At 70.5% G+C, this 16,284-nt stretch carries 19 protein-coding genes; 4 read left to right on the forward strand and 15 right to left on the reverse strand.

Annotated elements, in window-relative coordinates; genetic code table 11:
- Positions 1 to 10: 10 nt before the first annotated feature.
- The 4 genes from JN22_RS20465 to JN22_RS20480 form a co-directional block, all read right to left on the reverse strand.
- A complete protein-coding gene (locus tag JN22_RS20465) occupies positions 11 to 1,879 on the reverse strand; it encodes a DUF294 nucleotidyltransferase-like domain-containing protein (RefSeq protein WP_223677814.1) in 1,869 nt (622 codons plus the stop codon).
- A 166-nt stretch (positions 1,880 to 2,045) separates the two neighbouring features.
- Positions 2,046 to 3,755 (reverse strand): cation acetate symporter, encoded by a 1,710-nt coding sequence (locus JN22_RS20470; protein ID WP_085555688.1) that lies wholly within the window; start codon positions 3,753 to 3,755, stop codon positions 2,046 to 2,048.
- The gene (locus JN22_RS20475) at positions 3,755 to 4,057 is read right to left on the reverse strand and encodes a DUF485 domain-containing protein (RefSeq protein ID WP_085555689.1); all 303 of its coding nucleotides are present in this window, start codon (positions 4,055 to 4,057) and stop codon (positions 3,755 to 3,757) included. Before JN22_RS20475 ends, JN22_RS20470 begins: the two co-directional genes overlap by 1 nt.
- Positions 4,058 to 4,326: 269 nt before the next feature.
- Positions 4,327 to 4,896 (reverse strand): DUF1178 family protein, encoded by a 570-nt coding sequence (locus tag JN22_RS20480; protein WP_085555690.1) that lies wholly within the window; start codon positions 4,894 to 4,896, stop codon positions 4,327 to 4,329.
- Between the two features lie 173 nt (positions 4,897 to 5,069).
- Between JN22_RS20480 and JN22_RS20485 the strand changes: the two genes are divergently transcribed.
- A complete protein-coding gene (locus tag JN22_RS20485) occupies positions 5,070 to 5,690 on the forward strand; it encodes a methyltransferase domain-containing protein (protein WP_085555691.1) in 621 nt (206 codons plus the stop codon).
- Positions 5,691 to 5,704: 14 nt separating this feature from the next.
- Here JN22_RS20485 and JN22_RS20490 read toward each other — a convergent pair whose 3' ends face one another.
- The 4 genes from JN22_RS20490 to JN22_RS20505 form a co-directional block, all read right to left on the reverse strand.
- Positions 5,705 to 6,541, reverse strand: a complete 837-nt coding sequence (locus JN22_RS20490; protein WP_085555692.1) for a carbon-nitrogen hydrolase family protein — start codon at positions 6,539 to 6,541, stop codon at positions 5,705 to 5,707.
- Positions 6,538 to 6,801 carry a glutaredoxin 3 gene (gene grxC / locus JN22_RS20495; RefSeq protein ID WP_085555693.1) on the reverse strand — a complete coding sequence of 88 codons (264 nt, stop codon included), beginning with the start codon at positions 6,799 to 6,801 and terminating at the stop codon, positions 6,538 to 6,540. Before grxC ends, JN22_RS20490 begins: the two co-directional genes overlap by 4 nt.
- A gap of 138 nt (positions 6,802 to 6,939) precedes the next feature.
- Complete coding sequence (locus JN22_RS20500) at positions 6,940 to 7,698, reverse strand: ComF family protein (protein ID WP_223677815.1); 759 nt, start codon at positions 7,696 to 7,698, stop codon at positions 6,940 to 6,942.
- A gap of 19 nt (positions 7,699 to 7,717) precedes the next feature.
- The gene (locus tag JN22_RS20505; RefSeq protein ID WP_085555694.1) at positions 7,718 to 7,984 is read right to left on the reverse strand and encodes a flagellar biosynthetic protein FliQ; all 267 of its coding nucleotides are present in this window, start codon (positions 7,982 to 7,984) and stop codon (positions 7,718 to 7,720) included.
- Between the two features lie 89 nt (positions 7,985 to 8,073).
- Between JN22_RS20505 and JN22_RS20510 the strand changes: the two genes are divergently transcribed.
- Positions 8,074 to 8,961, forward strand: coding sequence for a methyltransferase domain-containing protein (locus tag JN22_RS20510; RefSeq protein WP_085555695.1), 888 nt, complete (start codon positions 8,074 to 8,076; stop codon positions 8,959 to 8,961).
- Positions 8,962 to 9,092: 131 nt separating this feature from the next.
- Here the strand turns inward: JN22_RS20510 and catB are convergent, their stop codons facing one another.
- The 4 genes from catB to JN22_RS20530 all read right to left on the reverse strand — a co-directional run bounded on the left by catB (position 9,093) and on the right by JN22_RS20530 (position 11,734).
- Entirely contained in the window at positions 9,093 to 9,728 is a 636-nt protein-coding gene (gene catB, locus JN22_RS20515; RefSeq protein WP_085555696.1) for a type B chloramphenicol O-acetyltransferase, read from the reverse strand.
- A gap of 235 nt (positions 9,729 to 9,963) precedes the next feature.
- Positions 9,964 to 10,734 (reverse strand): sulfite exporter TauE/SafE family protein, encoded by a 771-nt coding sequence (locus JN22_RS20520; protein WP_085555697.1) that lies wholly within the window; start codon positions 10,732 to 10,734, stop codon positions 9,964 to 9,966.
- A gap of 129 nt (positions 10,735 to 10,863) precedes the next feature.
- Positions 10,864 to 11,499: a hypothetical protein gene (locus JN22_RS20525; RefSeq protein WP_085555698.1), complete on the reverse strand. Its 636-nt coding sequence runs from the start codon at positions 11,497 to 11,499 to the stop codon at positions 10,864 to 10,866.
- Positions 11,500 to 11,584: 85 nt separating this feature from the next.
- Positions 11,585 to 11,734 carry a hypothetical protein gene (locus JN22_RS20530; protein ID WP_179166197.1) on the reverse strand — a complete coding sequence of 50 codons (150 nt, stop codon included), beginning with the start codon at positions 11,732 to 11,734 and terminating at the stop codon, positions 11,585 to 11,587.
- A 115-nt stretch (positions 11,735 to 11,849) separates the two neighbouring features.
- Here JN22_RS20530 and JN22_RS20535 point away from each other — a divergent pair, with 115 nt between their 5' ends.
- Positions 11,850 to 12,413 carry an ankyrin repeat domain-containing protein gene (locus JN22_RS20535; protein WP_085555699.1) on the forward strand — a complete coding sequence of 188 codons (564 nt, stop codon included), beginning with the start codon at positions 11,850 to 11,852 and terminating at the stop codon, positions 12,411 to 12,413.
- A gap of 19 nt (positions 12,414 to 12,432) precedes the next feature.
- Complete coding sequence (locus tag JN22_RS20540) at positions 12,433 to 13,413, forward strand: cobalamin biosynthesis protein CobD/CbiB (protein ID WP_085555700.1); 981 nt, start codon at positions 12,433 to 12,435, stop codon at positions 13,411 to 13,413.
- Between the two features lie 150 nt (positions 13,414 to 13,563).
- Here the strand turns inward: JN22_RS20540 and JN22_RS20545 are convergent, their stop codons facing one another.
- The 3 genes from JN22_RS20545 to htpX form a co-directional block, all read right to left on the reverse strand.
- Positions 13,564 to 14,280, reverse strand: coding sequence for a hypothetical protein (locus JN22_RS20545; protein WP_085555701.1), 717 nt, complete (start codon positions 14,278 to 14,280; stop codon positions 13,564 to 13,566).
- Between the two features lie 17 nt (positions 14,281 to 14,297).
- Positions 14,298 to 15,230, reverse strand: a complete 933-nt coding sequence (locus tag JN22_RS20550) for a DHH family phosphoesterase (protein ID WP_085555702.1) — start codon at positions 15,228 to 15,230, stop codon at positions 14,298 to 14,300.
- A gap of 95 nt (positions 15,231 to 15,325) precedes the next feature.
- Positions 15,326 to 16,246 (reverse strand): zinc metalloprotease HtpX, encoded by a 921-nt coding sequence (htpX, locus tag JN22_RS20555; RefSeq protein ID WP_085555703.1) that lies wholly within the window; start codon positions 16,244 to 16,246, stop codon positions 15,326 to 15,328.
- Positions 16,247 to 16,284: the final 38 nt, after the last annotated feature.

Below are 16,284 nucleotides of genomic sequence, written 5' to 3' on the forward strand. Positions count from 1 at the left end.
CGCCGGCCCCTCAGTGGTTCAGACGGAAGTGATAGGCGATGGTGTCCTTGAAGCTCTTCACCAACGCCAGGCAGTCCTTGAACTGGTCGCGGTCGAGCTTGCCCAGGGTTTCCAGGCGGACGAGGTTGTCGATGGCGAGTTCCGTCCCCGCTTCGCCGTCGGCCGGGGAATCGACCCGCGCCTTCAGGCGGATGGTGGAGAGGATGGCGAAGGCCTCCGCCAGGTCGCCGGCCAGCTTGCGGTCGAGCGCGCCCAGCTCGGCCAGCGCCCAGATGCGGGCCACCGTGTTGGTTTCCGTCATGCGCTTTTCCAGCGCCAGGGCGCGGACGCCGTGGACGATCGGGAAGATGCCGGCCTTCTTGATGTCGACCGGCTCGGCCCGGCGCCGCTCGAACAGCGCGGCGAACAGCCCCGACGGCGTGTCGAAGGCCAGCGTCGGCCGGGCGAAATGGGTGAAGAACATCTGGTTGTCCTGAAGGCGTCCCAGCAGGTAGCCCTTGGCCTCGTCGAGCAGCGCCGGATCGCCGGCCACGGCGGCGGCGTCGTAGAAGATGGCGAGGTTCATCTGCGCCGCCTCGTCCGGGCGGTGGATCCAGTGGAAGATCGCGTCCTTGTAGGCGGCGAGCGGCCGGGTCCAGTCCGGGTTGGAGACCATGATGCCGCCGGGGCAGGGCGGGTAGCCGAAGGCCACCAGATGGCGGCTGAAGTCGGCGGCGATGCGCGGCAGATCGGGGCAATGGTAGCCGTCGCGCAGGATCAGCCCGTTGTCCTGGTCGGTCTTCAGCAGCTGCTCGCCGCGCCCCTCGCTGCCCATCACGATCAGGCAGGAGTTCGCCAGCAGGTCGGGCGGGGCCAGCAGCTCGAACAGCTTGCGGAAGATGCGGCGGTTCAGCTCGGTCACCAGGTCGGCGATGAAGGCGACCTTCACCCCGGTGGCGTGCAGCGTGCGGATCAGCTCGACGGTCGACAGGCTGGCGCGGCGCAGATCCTCGGGATCGGTGGCGTGCTCGACCTGGAGGCCGATGACCTGGGAATGGTTGGACAGCACCGCCAGCAGGTCGCTTTGGCCCAGCAGGCCGACGACGGCGCCGTTCTCGGTCACGACGATTCGGCGCACGGCGTGCTTGGTCATCAACACCAGCGCGTTGAACAGCAGGTCGTCGCGGTCGAGCGTCAGCAGCCCGTAGCGGGCCAGCGGCCCGACCGGCGCGTCCACCGAGCGTCCCTCCAGCACCACGAGGTCGCGCAGGTCGGTGCCGGTCAGGATGCCGATGCGCTCGCCGCCATCCGGCCCGGAGTCGCGGACCAGCACGCTGCTCGCCTTGCCGCGCTTCATGGCGTCGGCGGCGTCGCGCAGGCTGGCGGTGCCGGGGACGAACAGCGGCGGGTGCAGGTAGGCCTGCCGGATGCGGGCCATGGTCAGCGCCGCCATCTCGCGGTTGGAGCGCTCGCCGGCGAGGTCGCTCATGCGCTGGGCGAAGGCGCCGAGCACGGCGGCGCCGAAGGCCGGGTTGTCGCGGGCCGCCGCCTCCAGCGCCGGGCGCGGGATCAGGTGGCAGACGGTGTCCTCCGCCGCGACGAAGCTCCGTGCCGGCCCGGCGCCGTAGAGCGCCGCCAGGTCGAAGCGGTCGCCCGGCCCGTGCAGCGCCGCGGCCTCGCCGCCGTGACGCTCCAGCACCGAGCCGCGCAGCACGACGAACAGGGCGTCGACCGGCTCGTCGCGGGTCAACAGGGGGCGGCCCTTGGCGTAGATCCCGATGTCGAGCGCCGACGCCAGCCCCTCGCGCTCCCCGGCGGTCAGCAGGTCGAAGGGTGGCAGGCCGAAGTCGAATTCGGCCGGATGGATGGAGGAAGAGGGGGCGGAAGGAATGTCGGACAAGCGGCCCGCTCCGTCGGTGGCGAGGTTGCGCGTGTGTCGGGCAGAAAGAGGTCGTGCAAAAAAAGACGCCCCTGGATGATCCAGGGGCGCTTCAGGCTACACCCGCCCCGCAGGGCGCGAAAGCGGGTGCGACAATTGGCGTGCGACGCGGGCGTCGCGCGGTTCGTTAGTGGGCCGAGGCACCCTCGGCGCCCAGGCCGGTCTGCGACCGGATGTACTGGGCCTCGAAGGCGCGGCGCTCGTTCTTCGCGGTCTCGCTGTTGTCGGTGATCGAGAAGAACCAGATCGCGACGAAGGACAGCGGGATGGTGAAGAAGCCGGGGTTGTCGTACGGGAAGATCGCTTCCGGGTGACCCAGCACGGCCTTCCACACGGTCGGGCCGAGGATCAGCAGCGTGACCGCCGAGATCAGGCCGAGCGCACCGCCGATGACGGCGCCCCGCGTGGTCATCTTGCCCCAGAACATCGACATCAGCAGGATCGGGAAGTTCGCCGAGGCCGCGATGACGAAGGCGAGGCCGACCATGAAGGCCACGTTCTGGTTCTCGAAGGCGACGCCGAGGAAGATCGAGACGATGCCGATGACCACCGTGGTGATCTTCGACACGCGGATCTCGTCCGCTTCGGTGGCGCGGCCCTTGGCGAAGACCGAGGCGTAGAGGTCATGGGAGACCGCCGAGGCGCCGGCCAGCGTCAGGCCGGCGACCACCGCCAGGATGGTGGCGAAGGCGACCGCCGAGATGAAGCCGTAGAACAGCGAGCCGCCGACCGCGTTGGCGGTGTGGATGGCCGCCATGTTGGTGCCGCCGATGATGCTGGTGACCACCGCCTTGGCGCCGGCCGCCGGGGCCGCCGTCAGGAACGGATAGGCGCCGGTGGCGTCGGGGCGCAGGATCATCAGGATCGCGCCGAAGCCGATGATGAAGGTCAGGATGTAGAAGTAGCCGATGAAGCCCGTGGCGTAGAAGACCGACTTGCGGGCTTCCTTGGCGTCCGACACCGTGAAGAAGCGCATCAGGATGTGCGGCAGGCCGGCGGTGCCGAACATCAGCGCCATGCCCAGCGAGATCGCCGAGATCGGGTCGGTGACCAGGGCGCCCGGCGACATGATCGCCAGACCCTTCGGGTGGACGTCGACGGCGGCCTTGAACATCGCCTCGGGGCTGAAGTTGAACTGGGCCAGGATCATGAAGGCCATGAAGGAGGCGCCCGACAGCAGCATCACCGCCTTGATGATCTGCACCCAGGTCGTCGCCAGCATGCCGCCGAAGGTCACGTAGCCGATCATCAGCACGCCGACCAGGATCACCGCGACGATGTAGTCGAGGCCGAACAGCAGCTGGATCAGCTTGCCGGCGCCGACCATCTGGGCGATCAGGTAGAAGGTGACGGTCGCCAGCGAGCCGCAGGCCGCCATGGTGCGGATCGGCATCTGCTGGAAGCGGTAGGAGGCGACGTCGGCGAAGGTGTATTTGCCGAGGTTGCGCAGGCGTTCCGCGACCAGGAACAGGATGATCGGCCAGCCGACCAGCCAGCCCACCGAATAGATCAGCCCGTCGAAGCCCGAGGCGTAGACGAGGCCGGCGATGCCGAGGAAGGAGGCCGCCGACATGTAGTCGCCGGCGATGGCCAGACCGTTCTGGAAGCCGGTGATGCCGCCGCCGGCCGCGTAGAAGTCCTTCGCCGATTTCGTCCGGCGCGCCGCCCAATACGTGATGCCCAACGTGGCCAACACGAAGATCAGGAACATGATGATGGCTTCCCAGTTCGTCGCCTGCTTCTGCACGGCGCCGCCGATGGCGTCCGCGAAGGCGGTGACGGGAAGCAGGGCGGCGGCCGCTGCGGTCGCGGCGGCGATGCGGTTGATGGCGCGCATCACTTCGACTCCTCCAGGATCTGGCGGTTCAGCTCGTCGAACTCGCCGTTCGCCCGCCGGACATAGATGCCGGTCAGGATGAAGGCGGAGACGATGGTGAAGACGCCGATGGGAATGCCCCAGGTGGTCACGCCGGAACCGATGGGCGTGCCGAGAAAACCCTTCCCGAAGGCCACCAGCAGAACGAAACCAAAGTAGATGACAAGCATGGCGATCGACAGCGTCCAGGCGAAGGCCGACCGCTTGGCGATCAGCTCCTGGAATTTTGGATTGTTTACAATCCGTTGTGCGTTTTGACTCATAGTGCGTCCCCTCGCGAGTGCCGAGCGATTGTTCGACGGTCCTTTAAGACACTCGGGCTGTACCGTCCTTACGTACGCCCTTGATCCACCCAATTGTTTGATACAGATCACTGTTGGGTGCACCCCCGACCTTGGTCGGTGGGCGGGCTCCGGCGGCATGGGCGGGCGCGGATGCGCGAAAGGCGTCCCCGTTCCCGGGGACGCCTTGCAAACAGTCGGCTTTTCAAATGGTTTCGGGTGGAATCAACCCGTGCCGGCGCGGGAGGGCGTCAGGAATCGGTGCGCGGCAGCCAGGGGATGCGGTGAAATGCCACACCTTCCTCATGGAGCTCCTCGACCTCGTCGGACGAGGCCTCGCCGTAGATGCCGCGCGGATCGGTCTCGCCGTAATGGATGCGGCGGGCCTCCTCGGCGAAACGGTCGCCGACATAGTCGCAGTTCTTCTCCACCGTGCGGCGGACCTCGGCGAGCTGGCGCATCACCTCGGCCACCGCCTCGCGCTGGGCGTCGTTCAGCGAGGGCGGCAGGGAGGCGACGACATCGGCCGGGGCGGGCAGCGCGGCGGGGGCCGGAACCGGCAGCTGGGCGGAGGGCCGGGCGGCGGGCGGCGCCGACTCGGCGGCCGGCTGGGCTGCGTCCTCCGGCGGGCGGTTGCGGTCGGCGGCCTTGGCGACGCCCTTGGCGATGCGCGGCGCCATCGGGGCCTTGGTGATGAGGGTGTCGCCGCAGACCGGGCAGGCGATCTGGTGGGATGCGGCCTGCTCCTCGTAGGCGGCGCCGTTGCGGAACCACGCTTCGAAGCGATGCTCGGCCGTGCATTTCAACGCGAAGAGGATCATGTCCCCACCAACTTCCTGACGGTCACACGAAAAAGCCGGGCCGGGTTGCGGCCCGGTCTGAAAACGGCTTAATTCAGCACGCCGGACGCGCGCCGTCAAACGACATGCCGTTCGATTTCGAAACATCCTTGCGGGCCATGGACCACGGACCGCGACAAGGACGCCCCGCCGCCATGCCGACCCCTTCGCCGCACGCCGCCCTGACGCCGCCCTCGCCCTGGGTGGCCCGGTTCGCGCCGCTGGTCGCCGCGGGCGGCGCCGTGCTGGATGTGGCCTGCGGGTCGGGGCGTCATCTGCGGCTGTTCCACGGTCGTGGCCATCCGGTGGTCGGGCTCGACCGCGACCTGCGCGGGGTCGCCGATCTGGCCGGCGCCGCCGGGGTCGAACTGGTCGAGGCCGATCTGGAGGCCGATCCGGAGGGCGGGAATTCCTGGCCCCTGCCGTCGGGACGCCGCTTCGCCGGGATCGTCGTCACCAACTACCTGCACCGTCCCCTGCTGCCGCGCCTGCTCGACGCGCTGGAGCCGGGCGGCGTGCTGCTCTACGAGACCTTCGCGGTCGGCAACGCCCGTTTCGGCCGCCCGTCCTCGCCGGCCTTCCTGCTGCGCAGCGGCGAACTGCTGGAACTGGCGCGCGGCCGGCTCCAGGTCGTCGGTTTCGAGCAGGGGGAGGTCGCGTCGCCGAAGGCGGCGGTGGTGCAGCGGCTCTGCGCGGTCAACGACCTTGCCCCCGGCGCCGGTCTGGACACCGGGTCAGGGGGCGATCCGGAACCGAGGCCGCTGCCCGCATCGTAAGCGCCCGCGCCGGCTCAGAAGCCCTCGCGCACGACCTCGAAGCCGCGGTCGTGGGTCAGCGCCGGCACCATGCGGCGGGCCTCCTCGACCCGCGCCATGTCGAGGTCGGCGACGACGAAGCCGACACCCTCCCCGGCGTCGGCCAGCACCTCGCCCCAGGGGGCGACGATCAGCGAATGGCCGTAGGTCTGGCGCCCCTCGTCGTGGGTGCCGGTCTGCGCCGGGGCGATCACGAAGCAGCCGGTCTCGATGGCGCGGGCGCGCAGCAGCGTGTGCCAGTGCGCCCGGCCGGTCGGCACCGTGAAGGCGGCCGGCGCGGTCAGGATCGAGGCCCCGGCCTTGGCCAGCGCGCGGTGCAGGTAGGGGAAGCGCACGTCGTAGCAGATGGTCATGCCGACGCCGCCCCAGGGCGTGGCGGCGACCACCGCGCGCTCGCCGGGCCGGAAGGTCGCCGATTCGCGGTAGCTCTCGCCGTCCTTCAGGTCGACGTCGAACATGTGGATCTTGTCGTACTGCGCGACGGCGCGGCCCCGCGGGTCGAACAGGTAGCTGCGGTTGGCGACCCGCTGCTCGTCGAGCAGGACGTGCAGGGTGCCGGACAGCAGCCACGCTCCCGTCTCGCGCGCCAGACCGGCGAAGAAGGGCACGCCGGGGTGCTCGGCCTCGCTTTTCACCCGCGCCATCGTCTTGGCGCGGCCCTGGACGATCCAGCCGACATTCTCCGGCAGAGCGATGAAGTCGGCGCCGGCGTCGCGCGCGCGGCGGACCAGATCGCCCGCCGCCGCGAGGTTCGGTTCCAGCTCGGTGCCCGCGCTGACCTGGACGCAGGCGGCCTTCAGAACGCCGCTCATGCCGGCAGGCCGAGCAGCGGGTTGAGCTTGCCGGCGCGGTCCAGCGCGTGGATGTCGTCGCTGCCGCCGTAGGGCCGGCCGTCGATGAAGATCTGCGGGACGGTGGTGCGGCCCTCGGCGCGCTCGATCATCTCGCTGCGGCGGCCGGGCTGGACGTAGAGGTCGATCTCCTCGTACTGGACGCCCTTGCTCTGCAACAGGCTCTTGGCCCGCGAGCAGTAGGGGCAGAAGGGCGTGGTGTAGATGACGACATCGGCCATGGGGCTCGGCTCCTGGGGAGTGTTGGAACAAACTATAGGATCAACACCCCCGGGGCACCAGACGTCGCGCCGGACGCCGCGCCGCCGGTCTGCCATGCCGTCCCGCCGCCTTGTTGCCGCGGCCCTCCCACCCCGTTCTCAGCTCTCCTTGACCACGCGGGCGAGCGTCAGGACGTCGACCCGCGCCGCCCCCGCCCGTCCCAGCACCCGCGCGCATTCGGCCAGCGTCGCCCCGGTGGTCAGCACGTCGTCCACCAGCACCACCCGCTTGCCCTCCACCGACGCCGGGCCGCAGCGCAGGCGGAAGGCGCCCCGGACGTTGCGGTGCCGGCCCTCGCGGTTCAGCCCGCCCTGGGTCGGGGTGGCGCGCTGGCGCAGCAGCAGGTCGGGGACAGCCGGGACGCCGCTCCGCTTCGCGAGCGCCTGCGCCAGCAGGGCGGCCTGGTTGTAGCGGCGGCGGAACAGGCGGCCCCGGTGCAGCGGGACCGGGGCCAGCAGGTCGGCGTCGGCCAGCAGCTCCTTGCCGGCGCGGGCGAGCCAGCCTCCATAGGCGTCGGCGGCGTGGATGCGGTCGCCGTGCTTGAAGCCCAGGACCAGAGGGCGGCTGCCGTCGTCGTACACCAGCACGGCGCGGGCGCGGGCGAAGGCGGGCGGGGCGGCCAGACAGGCGCCGCAGACGTTGCCCTCCTGCGCCGCGTACTCGAAGGGCAGGCCGCAGCGGGCGCAGAAGGGCGGGGCGATGAAGCTCAGGCCGCTCCAGCAGCCGGGGCACAGGCCGCCCTGCCGGTCCACCGCCGTGCCGCAGCACAGGCAGCGCGGTGGCAGCAGCGCGTCGAGCAGGGCGCCGGACGCGGCGGCGGCGAGGCGGCGGAGCGACGGCATGGTCGGCATGGGCATGGGCGAGGGCCCGCGCCGGCTATTGCAGCATGGCGATGCGTTCGAAGATCAGCAGGGTGTAGTCGCGCAGCGCGATGAAGATCGCCGGGCCGGTGACGAACAGGATGGCCAGCGTCGTGAACAGCTTCAGATCCTGCTGGATCGAGGCCTCGTTGATGTTGGTCACCGACTGGAAGATGGTCAGGATCGCGGCGAGCGCGGTGGTGATCGCCAGCGCCGGGAAGGTGATCTTGATGATGACGATCAGCGCCTCGTAGGTGACGCCGATGGCTTCCTCGATGCCCATGCGAATCCGCATCCCTGCCGGTCGGTGAAGGTGGGGGTGTCCCATGGTAGCACGGTTGTCGCCCGTCGGCGCTGGGGTATAGTGCGGCCATGGCCAGTTCCGACAGCATGACCGTCTTCGACCGCGCGCTCGTTCGCCGCCGCCGCGACCGCGCCGTCTCCGAATTCACCAACCATTCCTTCCTGTTCGACGAGATCGCCGAGCGTCTGGCCGACCGGCTGGAGGATGTGCTGCGCCCCTTCCCGATGGCGCTCGACGTCGGCTGCCACGATGGGGCGGTCGGCCGGGCGCTGGCCGGGCGCAAGGGGATCGAGCGTCTCGTCGCCTGCGACCTGTCGCCCGGCTTCGCGCGGGTGGCGCGCGGGATCGCCGCCGACGAGGAGTTCCTGCCCTTCGCCCCCGGCAGCTTCGATCTGGTGGTGAGCAACCTCAGCCTTCACTGGGTCAACGACCTGCCGGGGGCGCTGGTGCAGATGCGGCAGGCGCTGAAGCCGGACGGCTTCTTCTGCGGCGCGATGCTGGGCGGGGAGACACTGTTCGAGCTGCGCCGCTGCCTGTACGAGGCGGAACTCGAACAGGCCGGCGGCGTGTCGCCGCGCGTGTCGCCCTTCGCCGAGATCAAGGACGCCGGCGGCCTGCTCCAGCGCGCCGGCTTCGCCCTGCCGGTGGTGGACAGCGACACGCTGACCGTCACCTACTCCGACGCCTTCGCCCTGATGCGCGAACTGCGCGGCATGGGCGAGACGAACACGGTGCTGGCCCGCCGCAAGGTTCCGGCGACGCGCGGGCTGCTGTTCGACGCGGCGCGGCGCTACGCCGAGCTGTACGCCGAGCCGGACGGGCGCATCCCGGTGACCTTCCAGATCCTCTATCTGGCCGGCTGGTCGCCGCACGAAAGCCAGCAGCAGCCCCTCAAGCCGGGCAGCGGCGAAATCCCGCTCGGGCAGGCGTTGAAGAGCGGGCGCGCGACGCACTGAGGATTCGGGCGGAAACCACCGTTCCGTTTGGCCGTTCCGTTTGGCCGCTCCGTTTCCCGGCGGACGCCCGCCGGTGCCGGTTGTGCCCGCCCAGCTCCCGGCCGAACGGGAGCGGAGCGGGCACGGCCGCGTCAGCTGCGCTTGATCGCGTCTTGCCAGTGACGGTGAAGCGCCGCGACGTCGCCGCTGGTCAGGATCGGCATGGCGCCCCGCAACTGGTCGTCGGACCAGTCCCACCATTTCATCTCAAGAAGCAACGCGACGAGGCCGTCGTCGAAGCGTTTCCGGATCACCCTGGCCGGGTTGCCGCCCACGATGGCGTAGGGCTCGACGTCCCGCGTCACCAGAGCCCTCGTGCCGATCACGGCGCCGTCGCCGATGGTGACGCCGGGCATGACGATCGCCTCCGAGCCGATCCAGACGTCGTTGCCGACCACCGTGTCGCCCGCCGGCCGATAGCCGTTCCGCGCGCCGGCGAATGCCGGCGCCTCGGGCATCCAGAAGAAGGGAAAGGTGCTGATCCAGTCGTTCCGGTGGCCCTGGTTGCCGGCCATGATGAACGCCGCGCCGGACCCGATCGAGCAGAAGCTGCCGATCACCAGCCTGTCGACGCCTTCGTCCGGCAGAAGGAAGCGGGCGCAGTCATCGAAACTGTGGCCATGATAATAGCCGGAATAATAGCTGTACCGGCCGACGATGATGTTCGGGTTGGTAACCTGCTGTTCCAGCGGGATGCCCTTGAACGGGCTTTCGAAGACGTTTTCCATGTGAGCCACTCACTGCGTGTGAGGCGCCGAACCGGCGGCGTCCCGCCTGCGCGTGGGCGCAGGCGACCAGCGCGGGCAACCTTGCTAGGCCGCTCGCGTTCACGCTCTCCGCGTCAGGCGCGTGAGAGCGGGATGCAGGTGGTACTTGGGCTCGCCTTCATAAGGGGCAGGTGTACACCGGGGAGGGCCGCTCACCAAGGGCAAAGCTTTGCGCACCGGGTCCGGAGGAAAGGGGTCAGGCGACCAGCTTCCAGGCCATCCAGCCGAGCACGCCCGCGTTGACCAGCATGATCGCCGGCGCGACGCGGGCGACCGCCGTCCTCCAGGTCCGCCCGGCGAGGTGCCCGGCGAGACCGACCGCCAGCAGGCCCGGCACCGTGCCGACGGCGAAGGCGGCCATGCCGAGCGCGCCGGTCAGCGCGCTGCCGCTGGCCGCCGCGACGGCGACCGCGCCGTAGAGAAGCCCGCAGGGGATGAAGCCCAGCGCCACCCCCAGCCCGTAGCCGCGCCACCCCGTCGGGTTGCCGAACAGCGGGCGGGCGAGGCGCGACACCCGGTCGCCCCACCAGCGCTGGAACGGCGCGCCGGATGCGATCCGGAGCCGGGGCAGCCACGCCGCCAGGCTCTTCGCCGCGTAGCCGAGGAAGAACAGCGCGGCGAAGGCCAGAAGCCCGACCGACAGCCAGCGCAGGCCGGGCAGGGCGCCGACATGGCCGGCGACCGAGGCGGCGACCGCGCCGATCAGCGCGTAGGTCGTCCCGCGCCCGAGATGGTAGGGAAGAACGGCCGCCCCGGTCAGGCGGTGGAGCTCCGACATGCGCGCCGCCGGGACATGCTCCAGCCGGGCGGAAACCTGGGCCAGCACGAAGGGGCCGCACATGCCGCTGCAATGGGTGGCGCCGCCGACCAGCCCGGCCGACAGCAGGGCCAGCAGGAAGCCGCCGTCGCGGTCGATGACCAGGGCGCAGTGGTTGAGGCCGTCTTGCAGCAGCGACAGGGCGTCCAAGGGGGGATCTCCGGATGCGATCCCCGGACCATAGCGCAAGGGTGCGCCGCGCACCCATGACGTGGGTCAATGGGCTGCCCGGCGCGCTCCGCAGGGCTTCTCCGGCACCCGGCAGGGCTTCTGGCGGACTCAGTCGGACCCGGCCTGGGCGACCTCGTGGACCTCGGCCGGGCGGACGGCGTGGCGGTTCAGGATCTCGACCGCCGCCCGCTCGCGCGCCGCGTCGCCGATGTTGACCCACAGCAGGATGCCGCCCTTGTCGAGATGCTGGAGCATCGGCTCGTTGCGCTTGTCGGTCAGCCATTGCGACAGGTAGGAGCCGGCCGCGCCGCTGCCCACCCCGGCCGCCGCCGCCGCCGCCGCCGCCGCCAGCGCGGTGCCGCCGGTCGCCAGCACGGCGCCGGTCGCCAGGATCGCGCCGACATAGGCGGGGAAGCCGACCGCGACGCCCTGGCCGCTGCCGATGTCCTCCGGCGAGACGAAGGACTGGCGCGGGGCGTCGGGGTCGTGGGCGAGATCATCGACCCGCTGCGGGACATGGCCCAGCCGGTCGCGGATGGTCTGGTCGTTGGCGAGCAGGCTCAACTCGTGGCGCTGGAAGCCGGCCATCGTCAGGTCGTCGATGGCCTGCTGGAGGGAATCGCGGCTGTCGAAGACGGCGACCGCCTCGCGGATGCTGCCGCGCGGCGCGGCTCCGCCGGTCTCCGCCTCGCCCGTCCAGGCGCTGGAATCGATGGTCTGGTTGGTGTCGGTGCTGTCGGCCATGCTTCCACCCCTCCGTTCGCGTGCTCGTTCCGTCGGCCCGAATCCAACGGCCCGAATCCAACCCGCCGGACGCGCGGAGGTTCCGTCAGGGCTTCCCGGCGGCAGCGGGCGGCGGCGGTGCCGCGCCGCGCGGCTCCGGCATGGAGGCCAGGAACCACCAGAGGCCGAGCGCGATCAGCGCGGCCTTGACCAGCAGGAACAGCGCGATGTGACGGGCGAGCGGGTTGCGCGGCATGATATCCGTCGGGCGAAGGTGGACAAGACCGGGCCGGCCGAGCATAGATCCTTTTGAGGGTCGGCCCTTTTGGCTAGTATCCGGCTTATCTCGCTGTCAAGGAAGGACACCCGCCATGAAGCGGCTGCTGATTGCGTGCCTGTTCGCCGCCGGGCTGAGCGTTTCGGCCCACGTCCCGGCCCATGCCCAGATCAGCCTGTTCCAGGACACCGGCGTCATGCAGGCGGTGAACCAGGGCGACCTGTCCAAGCTGAAGTCGGCGCTGCTGCGGGGCGACAACCCCAACCAGACCGACATCCACGGGCGCACCGCCCTGCTGACCTCGGTCATCGCCGGGAACCCGTCGATCGTCGGCACGCTGCTGGACGGCGGCGCCAACGTCAACCGCGCCGACAAGGCCGGCAACACGCCGCTGCTGGCGGCGGTGGAGGGCGGGCATTTCGAGATCGTCGACCTGCTGCTGAAGAAGGGCGCCAAGATCGACCAGGACAACCGCGAGGGCATGACTCCGCTGATGGCCGCCGCGCGCGGCGGCCGGGCCGACCTCGTCGACCGGCTGCTGAAGGGCGGGGCCAAGGTGGACCGCTCCGACTTCACCGGGCGCACGGCGATGAACTGGGCCGAGGACGGCCGCAACGCCCGCGTGACCAGCCTGCTGCGCCAGGCCGGCGCGCGCTGACGCCACGGGAGAGGCGGCGATGTTCGGCACAGCCTTCGGCGGTCCCGGCCCGCTGCTGATCCTGCTTCTGGCGCTGGCGATCGAGGCGGTCTTCGGCGACTGGCTCGACCGGATCCTGCCCGATCCGGCGCGGCTCGCCGTCCGCTTCTGCAACGCGGCCGACGCGCGGCTGAACCGGGCCGGGCGCGGCGACACCGACCGGATGGTGCGCGGCGCGCTGGTGGTGCTGGCGCTGGTGCTGATGGCCGTCGGGGCCGGGCTGGCCGTCGAGTGGATCGGCTCGTTCGGGCGCGGCTGGCTGCTGGAATTGCTGGTCCTGCTGTGCGGCCTGCGCGGGCGCGCCGCCTGGACCAGGGTGCGCGCGGTGCGGCGCGCCCTGGAAACGGGCGGGGTCAACACCGGGCAGGAGGCGGTCCAGGGGCTGACCCGGCGCCACGCCTACGGGCTGGACGAGCATGGCGTCGCCCGCGCTGCGGTGGAGGCCGCCGCCCGCGCCTTCGACCGCAAGCTGGTGGCGCCGGTCTTCGCCTACGCGCTGCTCGGCGTGCCGGGGCTGCTGGTGTGGACGGCGATGGACGGGGCCGACGCGGCGCTGGGCAGCCCCGGCGTGCGGCACCGGCGCTTCGGCTCGACCGCCGCGACGCTGGACGACGCGCTGAACGCGCTGCCGGCGCGGCTGGCGGCGCTGCTGCTGGCGCTAGCGGCCCCCTTCGTCTCGGCCAAGGGCGGCGGCGCCTTCCGCGCCCTGGCGCGCGACGCCCGCAAGCACCCGTCGCTGAACATGGGCTGGCCGATCGCGGCGATGGCCGGCGCGCTCGGGCTGTCGCTGGGCGGTCCGCACCGCGACGGCGGCGTGGTCATCACCGAGGCGTGGATCGGCGACGGCCGCGCCCGCGTCACCCCGGTCGACATCGGGCGGGCGCTGGCGCTCTACGCGGTGGCCGCGCTGATCCTGGTTGGGCTGGTCGCCCTGCTGCTGTGGGGCGTGGCGGGGATTTGACGCTTGGATTTTTCCTGAACACAGATAGACACGGATTTAAGTAAGCACAGTTTTTTAGCGATACGGCCTGTGTCTCGAAGAAAAATTTATCGGTGTCTATCTGTGTTCATCTGTGTCTAAAAATAATGGACAATCCAGACGGAGGCCAATTCAAGCCGCCTCCACCCCACCCGCCGGCCCGACGTCCTCAACCACATAGTGCGACCCGCGCCGGTCCTCGCCGATGCGCAGGATGAAGCGGTTGCGACCACCCGCCTTCATCGTCCACAGGCCGTCATGCCCGTCGAGCGGACGCAGATCCAGCTCCGCCGGAATCGGGCTCTCGCCCAGCCGCTTCAGCGCGCGGTCGGCGCGGACGCGGTCGGCGGCGCTGAGGCTCTGGAGGGCGCGGGCGTCGAAGCGGTTGCTCTTCACATAGCGGGTGCCGTAGCCCTGGATCGGGCTGGACGGACCGCCGGGATCGGCCAGGACCCGCAGCGCCATCAGCCGCCAGCGCGCCGCGCCGCAATGAAGCGCGGCCTCCGCGTGCGCGGGACGGATGCGGTCGAGCAGCGGCGGGAACAGCGGCATCAGCTCCCGCCGCTTGAAGGCGACCCGCTGCATGACGTCGTGGACGGCGCTGTCCGCCGCCTCGGCCGCCCGCGGCAGCCCCTCGGTTTCCGTGCGCAGCAGCGGGGTGATGTGGGCCGGGTCGCCGCTGGCGCCCAGCGCCTCCGCCTGGGCGCGCCACTGGCCGAGGGCCTCGGCGATCCGCCGCAGCGCCGCGTCGATCACCGGCCGGGCGCTGTCGAGAGCCCGCTCACGGGGCGTGTCGGCCGACAGGTCGGCCAGCCACGCCTCGGAGAAGAGGCGGTGGGTGGTCAGCATGATGGGGTGTGAAAGGGTCAGCCGTCCGCCCGCATGCGGGCGACGATGGCGTCGAGCGCCGCCTCGGCCTGGTCGTTGGGAACCTGGCAGGTGCCGGCCGCCTGATGGCCGCCGCCGCCATACTCCAGCATCAGCGGGCCGATGTCGGTCTTCGACGAGCGGTTGATGATCGACTTGCCGCAGGCCAGCACGGTGTTCTGCTGCTTCAGGCCCCACAGCACGTGGATCGACACGTTGGTGTCGGGATACAGCGCGTAGATCATGAAGCGGTTGCCGGCGTAGATCGTTTCCTCGTTGCGCAGGTCGAGGACGACGACGTTGCCGCGCACGGTCGAGCAGCGCTTGAGCTGGTCGACGAACGGCCCGGCGTGCTGGCTGTACAGCTCGACCCGCTCCCTGACGTCGGGCAGGGCCAGGATCTCGTCGATGCTGTGGTTCCGGCAATAGTCGATGAGGTCCATCATCAACTGGTAGTTCGACACGCGGAACTCGCGGAAGCGGCCGAGCCCGGTGCGCGCGTCCATCAGGAAGTTCAGCAGGGTCCAGCCGGTCGGGTTCAGGATGTCGTCGCGGTCGTAGCGCGCGGAATCGGCCTGATCGACCGCCCGCATCATCTCGTCGGAGATGGTCGGGAAACGCTCCTTGCCGCCGTAGTAATCGTAGACGACGCGCGCCGCCGAGGGGGCCTTGGGGTCGATGACGTAGTTCGGCTTCTCGCCGACGCGGATGGTTTCCGACAGATGGTGGTCGAAGACCAGATGGGCGCCGTCGACGTAGGGCAGGTTGGTGGTGATGTCGCGGTCGGTGATCTCGATCTTGCCGTCCTGCATGTCCTTGGGGTGGACGAACTTGATCTCGTCCAGGATGCCCAGTTCCTTCAGCAGGACGGCGCAGACCAGACCGTCGAAGTCGGAACGGGTGACGAGCCGGTATTTCTCGGCGACGGACATGCGGGCGACCCCTGGCGGACATGGTGGTTGTGCGGTGCCGGAAAGGTAGTCGCCAACCCCTCCGGCGCGCAATCCCCTAACCGCCGGGGCCCGCCTCAGCCCCAGGGGCCGGGGCGGTTCTGGCGCTGGGGCATGAAGCCGCCGCGCGGCTGGGCGTAGCCCGTCGGGGGGACCGCCATCGCCCGCAGGCGGCGCACCCGCTCGCCCATGTCGGGGTGGGTGGAGAACAGGCCCGACAGGCCGGTGGCGGCCAGCGGGTTGGCGATGAACAGGTGGGCGGTGGCCGGATGGGCGGCGGCCTGGTAGTTCGGGATCTGGTTGGCGGCGTTGTGGATGTTGGTCAGCGCGTCGGCCAGCCACAGGGGGCGGCCGCAGATCTCGGCGCCGATGCGGTCGGCCTCGTACTCGCGGGTGCGGCTGATCGCCATCTGCACCAGCGAGGCGGCGACCGGCGCCAGCACCGCCGCCAGGACGGCGCCGACCATGCCCAGCGGGTTGCTGCGCCCGTCGTTGCTCGACCCGCCGAAGAACAGGCCGAAATTCGCCAGCATCGACACGGCGCCGGCGATGGTCGCGGTGACGGTCATGATCAGCGTGTCGCGGTTCTTCACATGGGCCAGCTCGTGCGCCATCACGCCGGCGACCTCCTCCGGGCTCAGCATGCGCAGCAGGCCGGTGGTGGCGGCGACGGCGGCGTGCTCCGGGTCGCGGCCGGTGGCGAAGGCGTTGGGCTGGTCGTTCTCGATGATGAAGACGCGCGGCATCGGCAGGCCGGCGCGCTCGGCCAGCCGGGCGACGATGCCGTAATATTCGGGGGCGGAGTAGGCGTCGACCTCGCGGGCGCCGTACATCGACAGCACCATGTCGCCGGAATTCCAGTAGCTGAAGAGATTCATGCCAAGCGCGGCGACGAAGGCGACGATCAGGCCAGTCTTCCCGCCCAGCAGGAAGCCGACCGTCATGAACAGGGCCGTCAGGGCGGCGAGGAGGATGGTGGTCTTCAGGGTGCTGGTCATGGCAGTCGCATCGGTTCAGGATGGGGCCGGCGGGCTTT

This window comes from Azospirillum agricola, from assembly GCF_020005195.1.
Taxonomy (GTDB): domain Bacteria; phylum Pseudomonadota; class Alphaproteobacteria; order Azospirillales; family Azospirillaceae; genus Azospirillum; species Azospirillum agricola.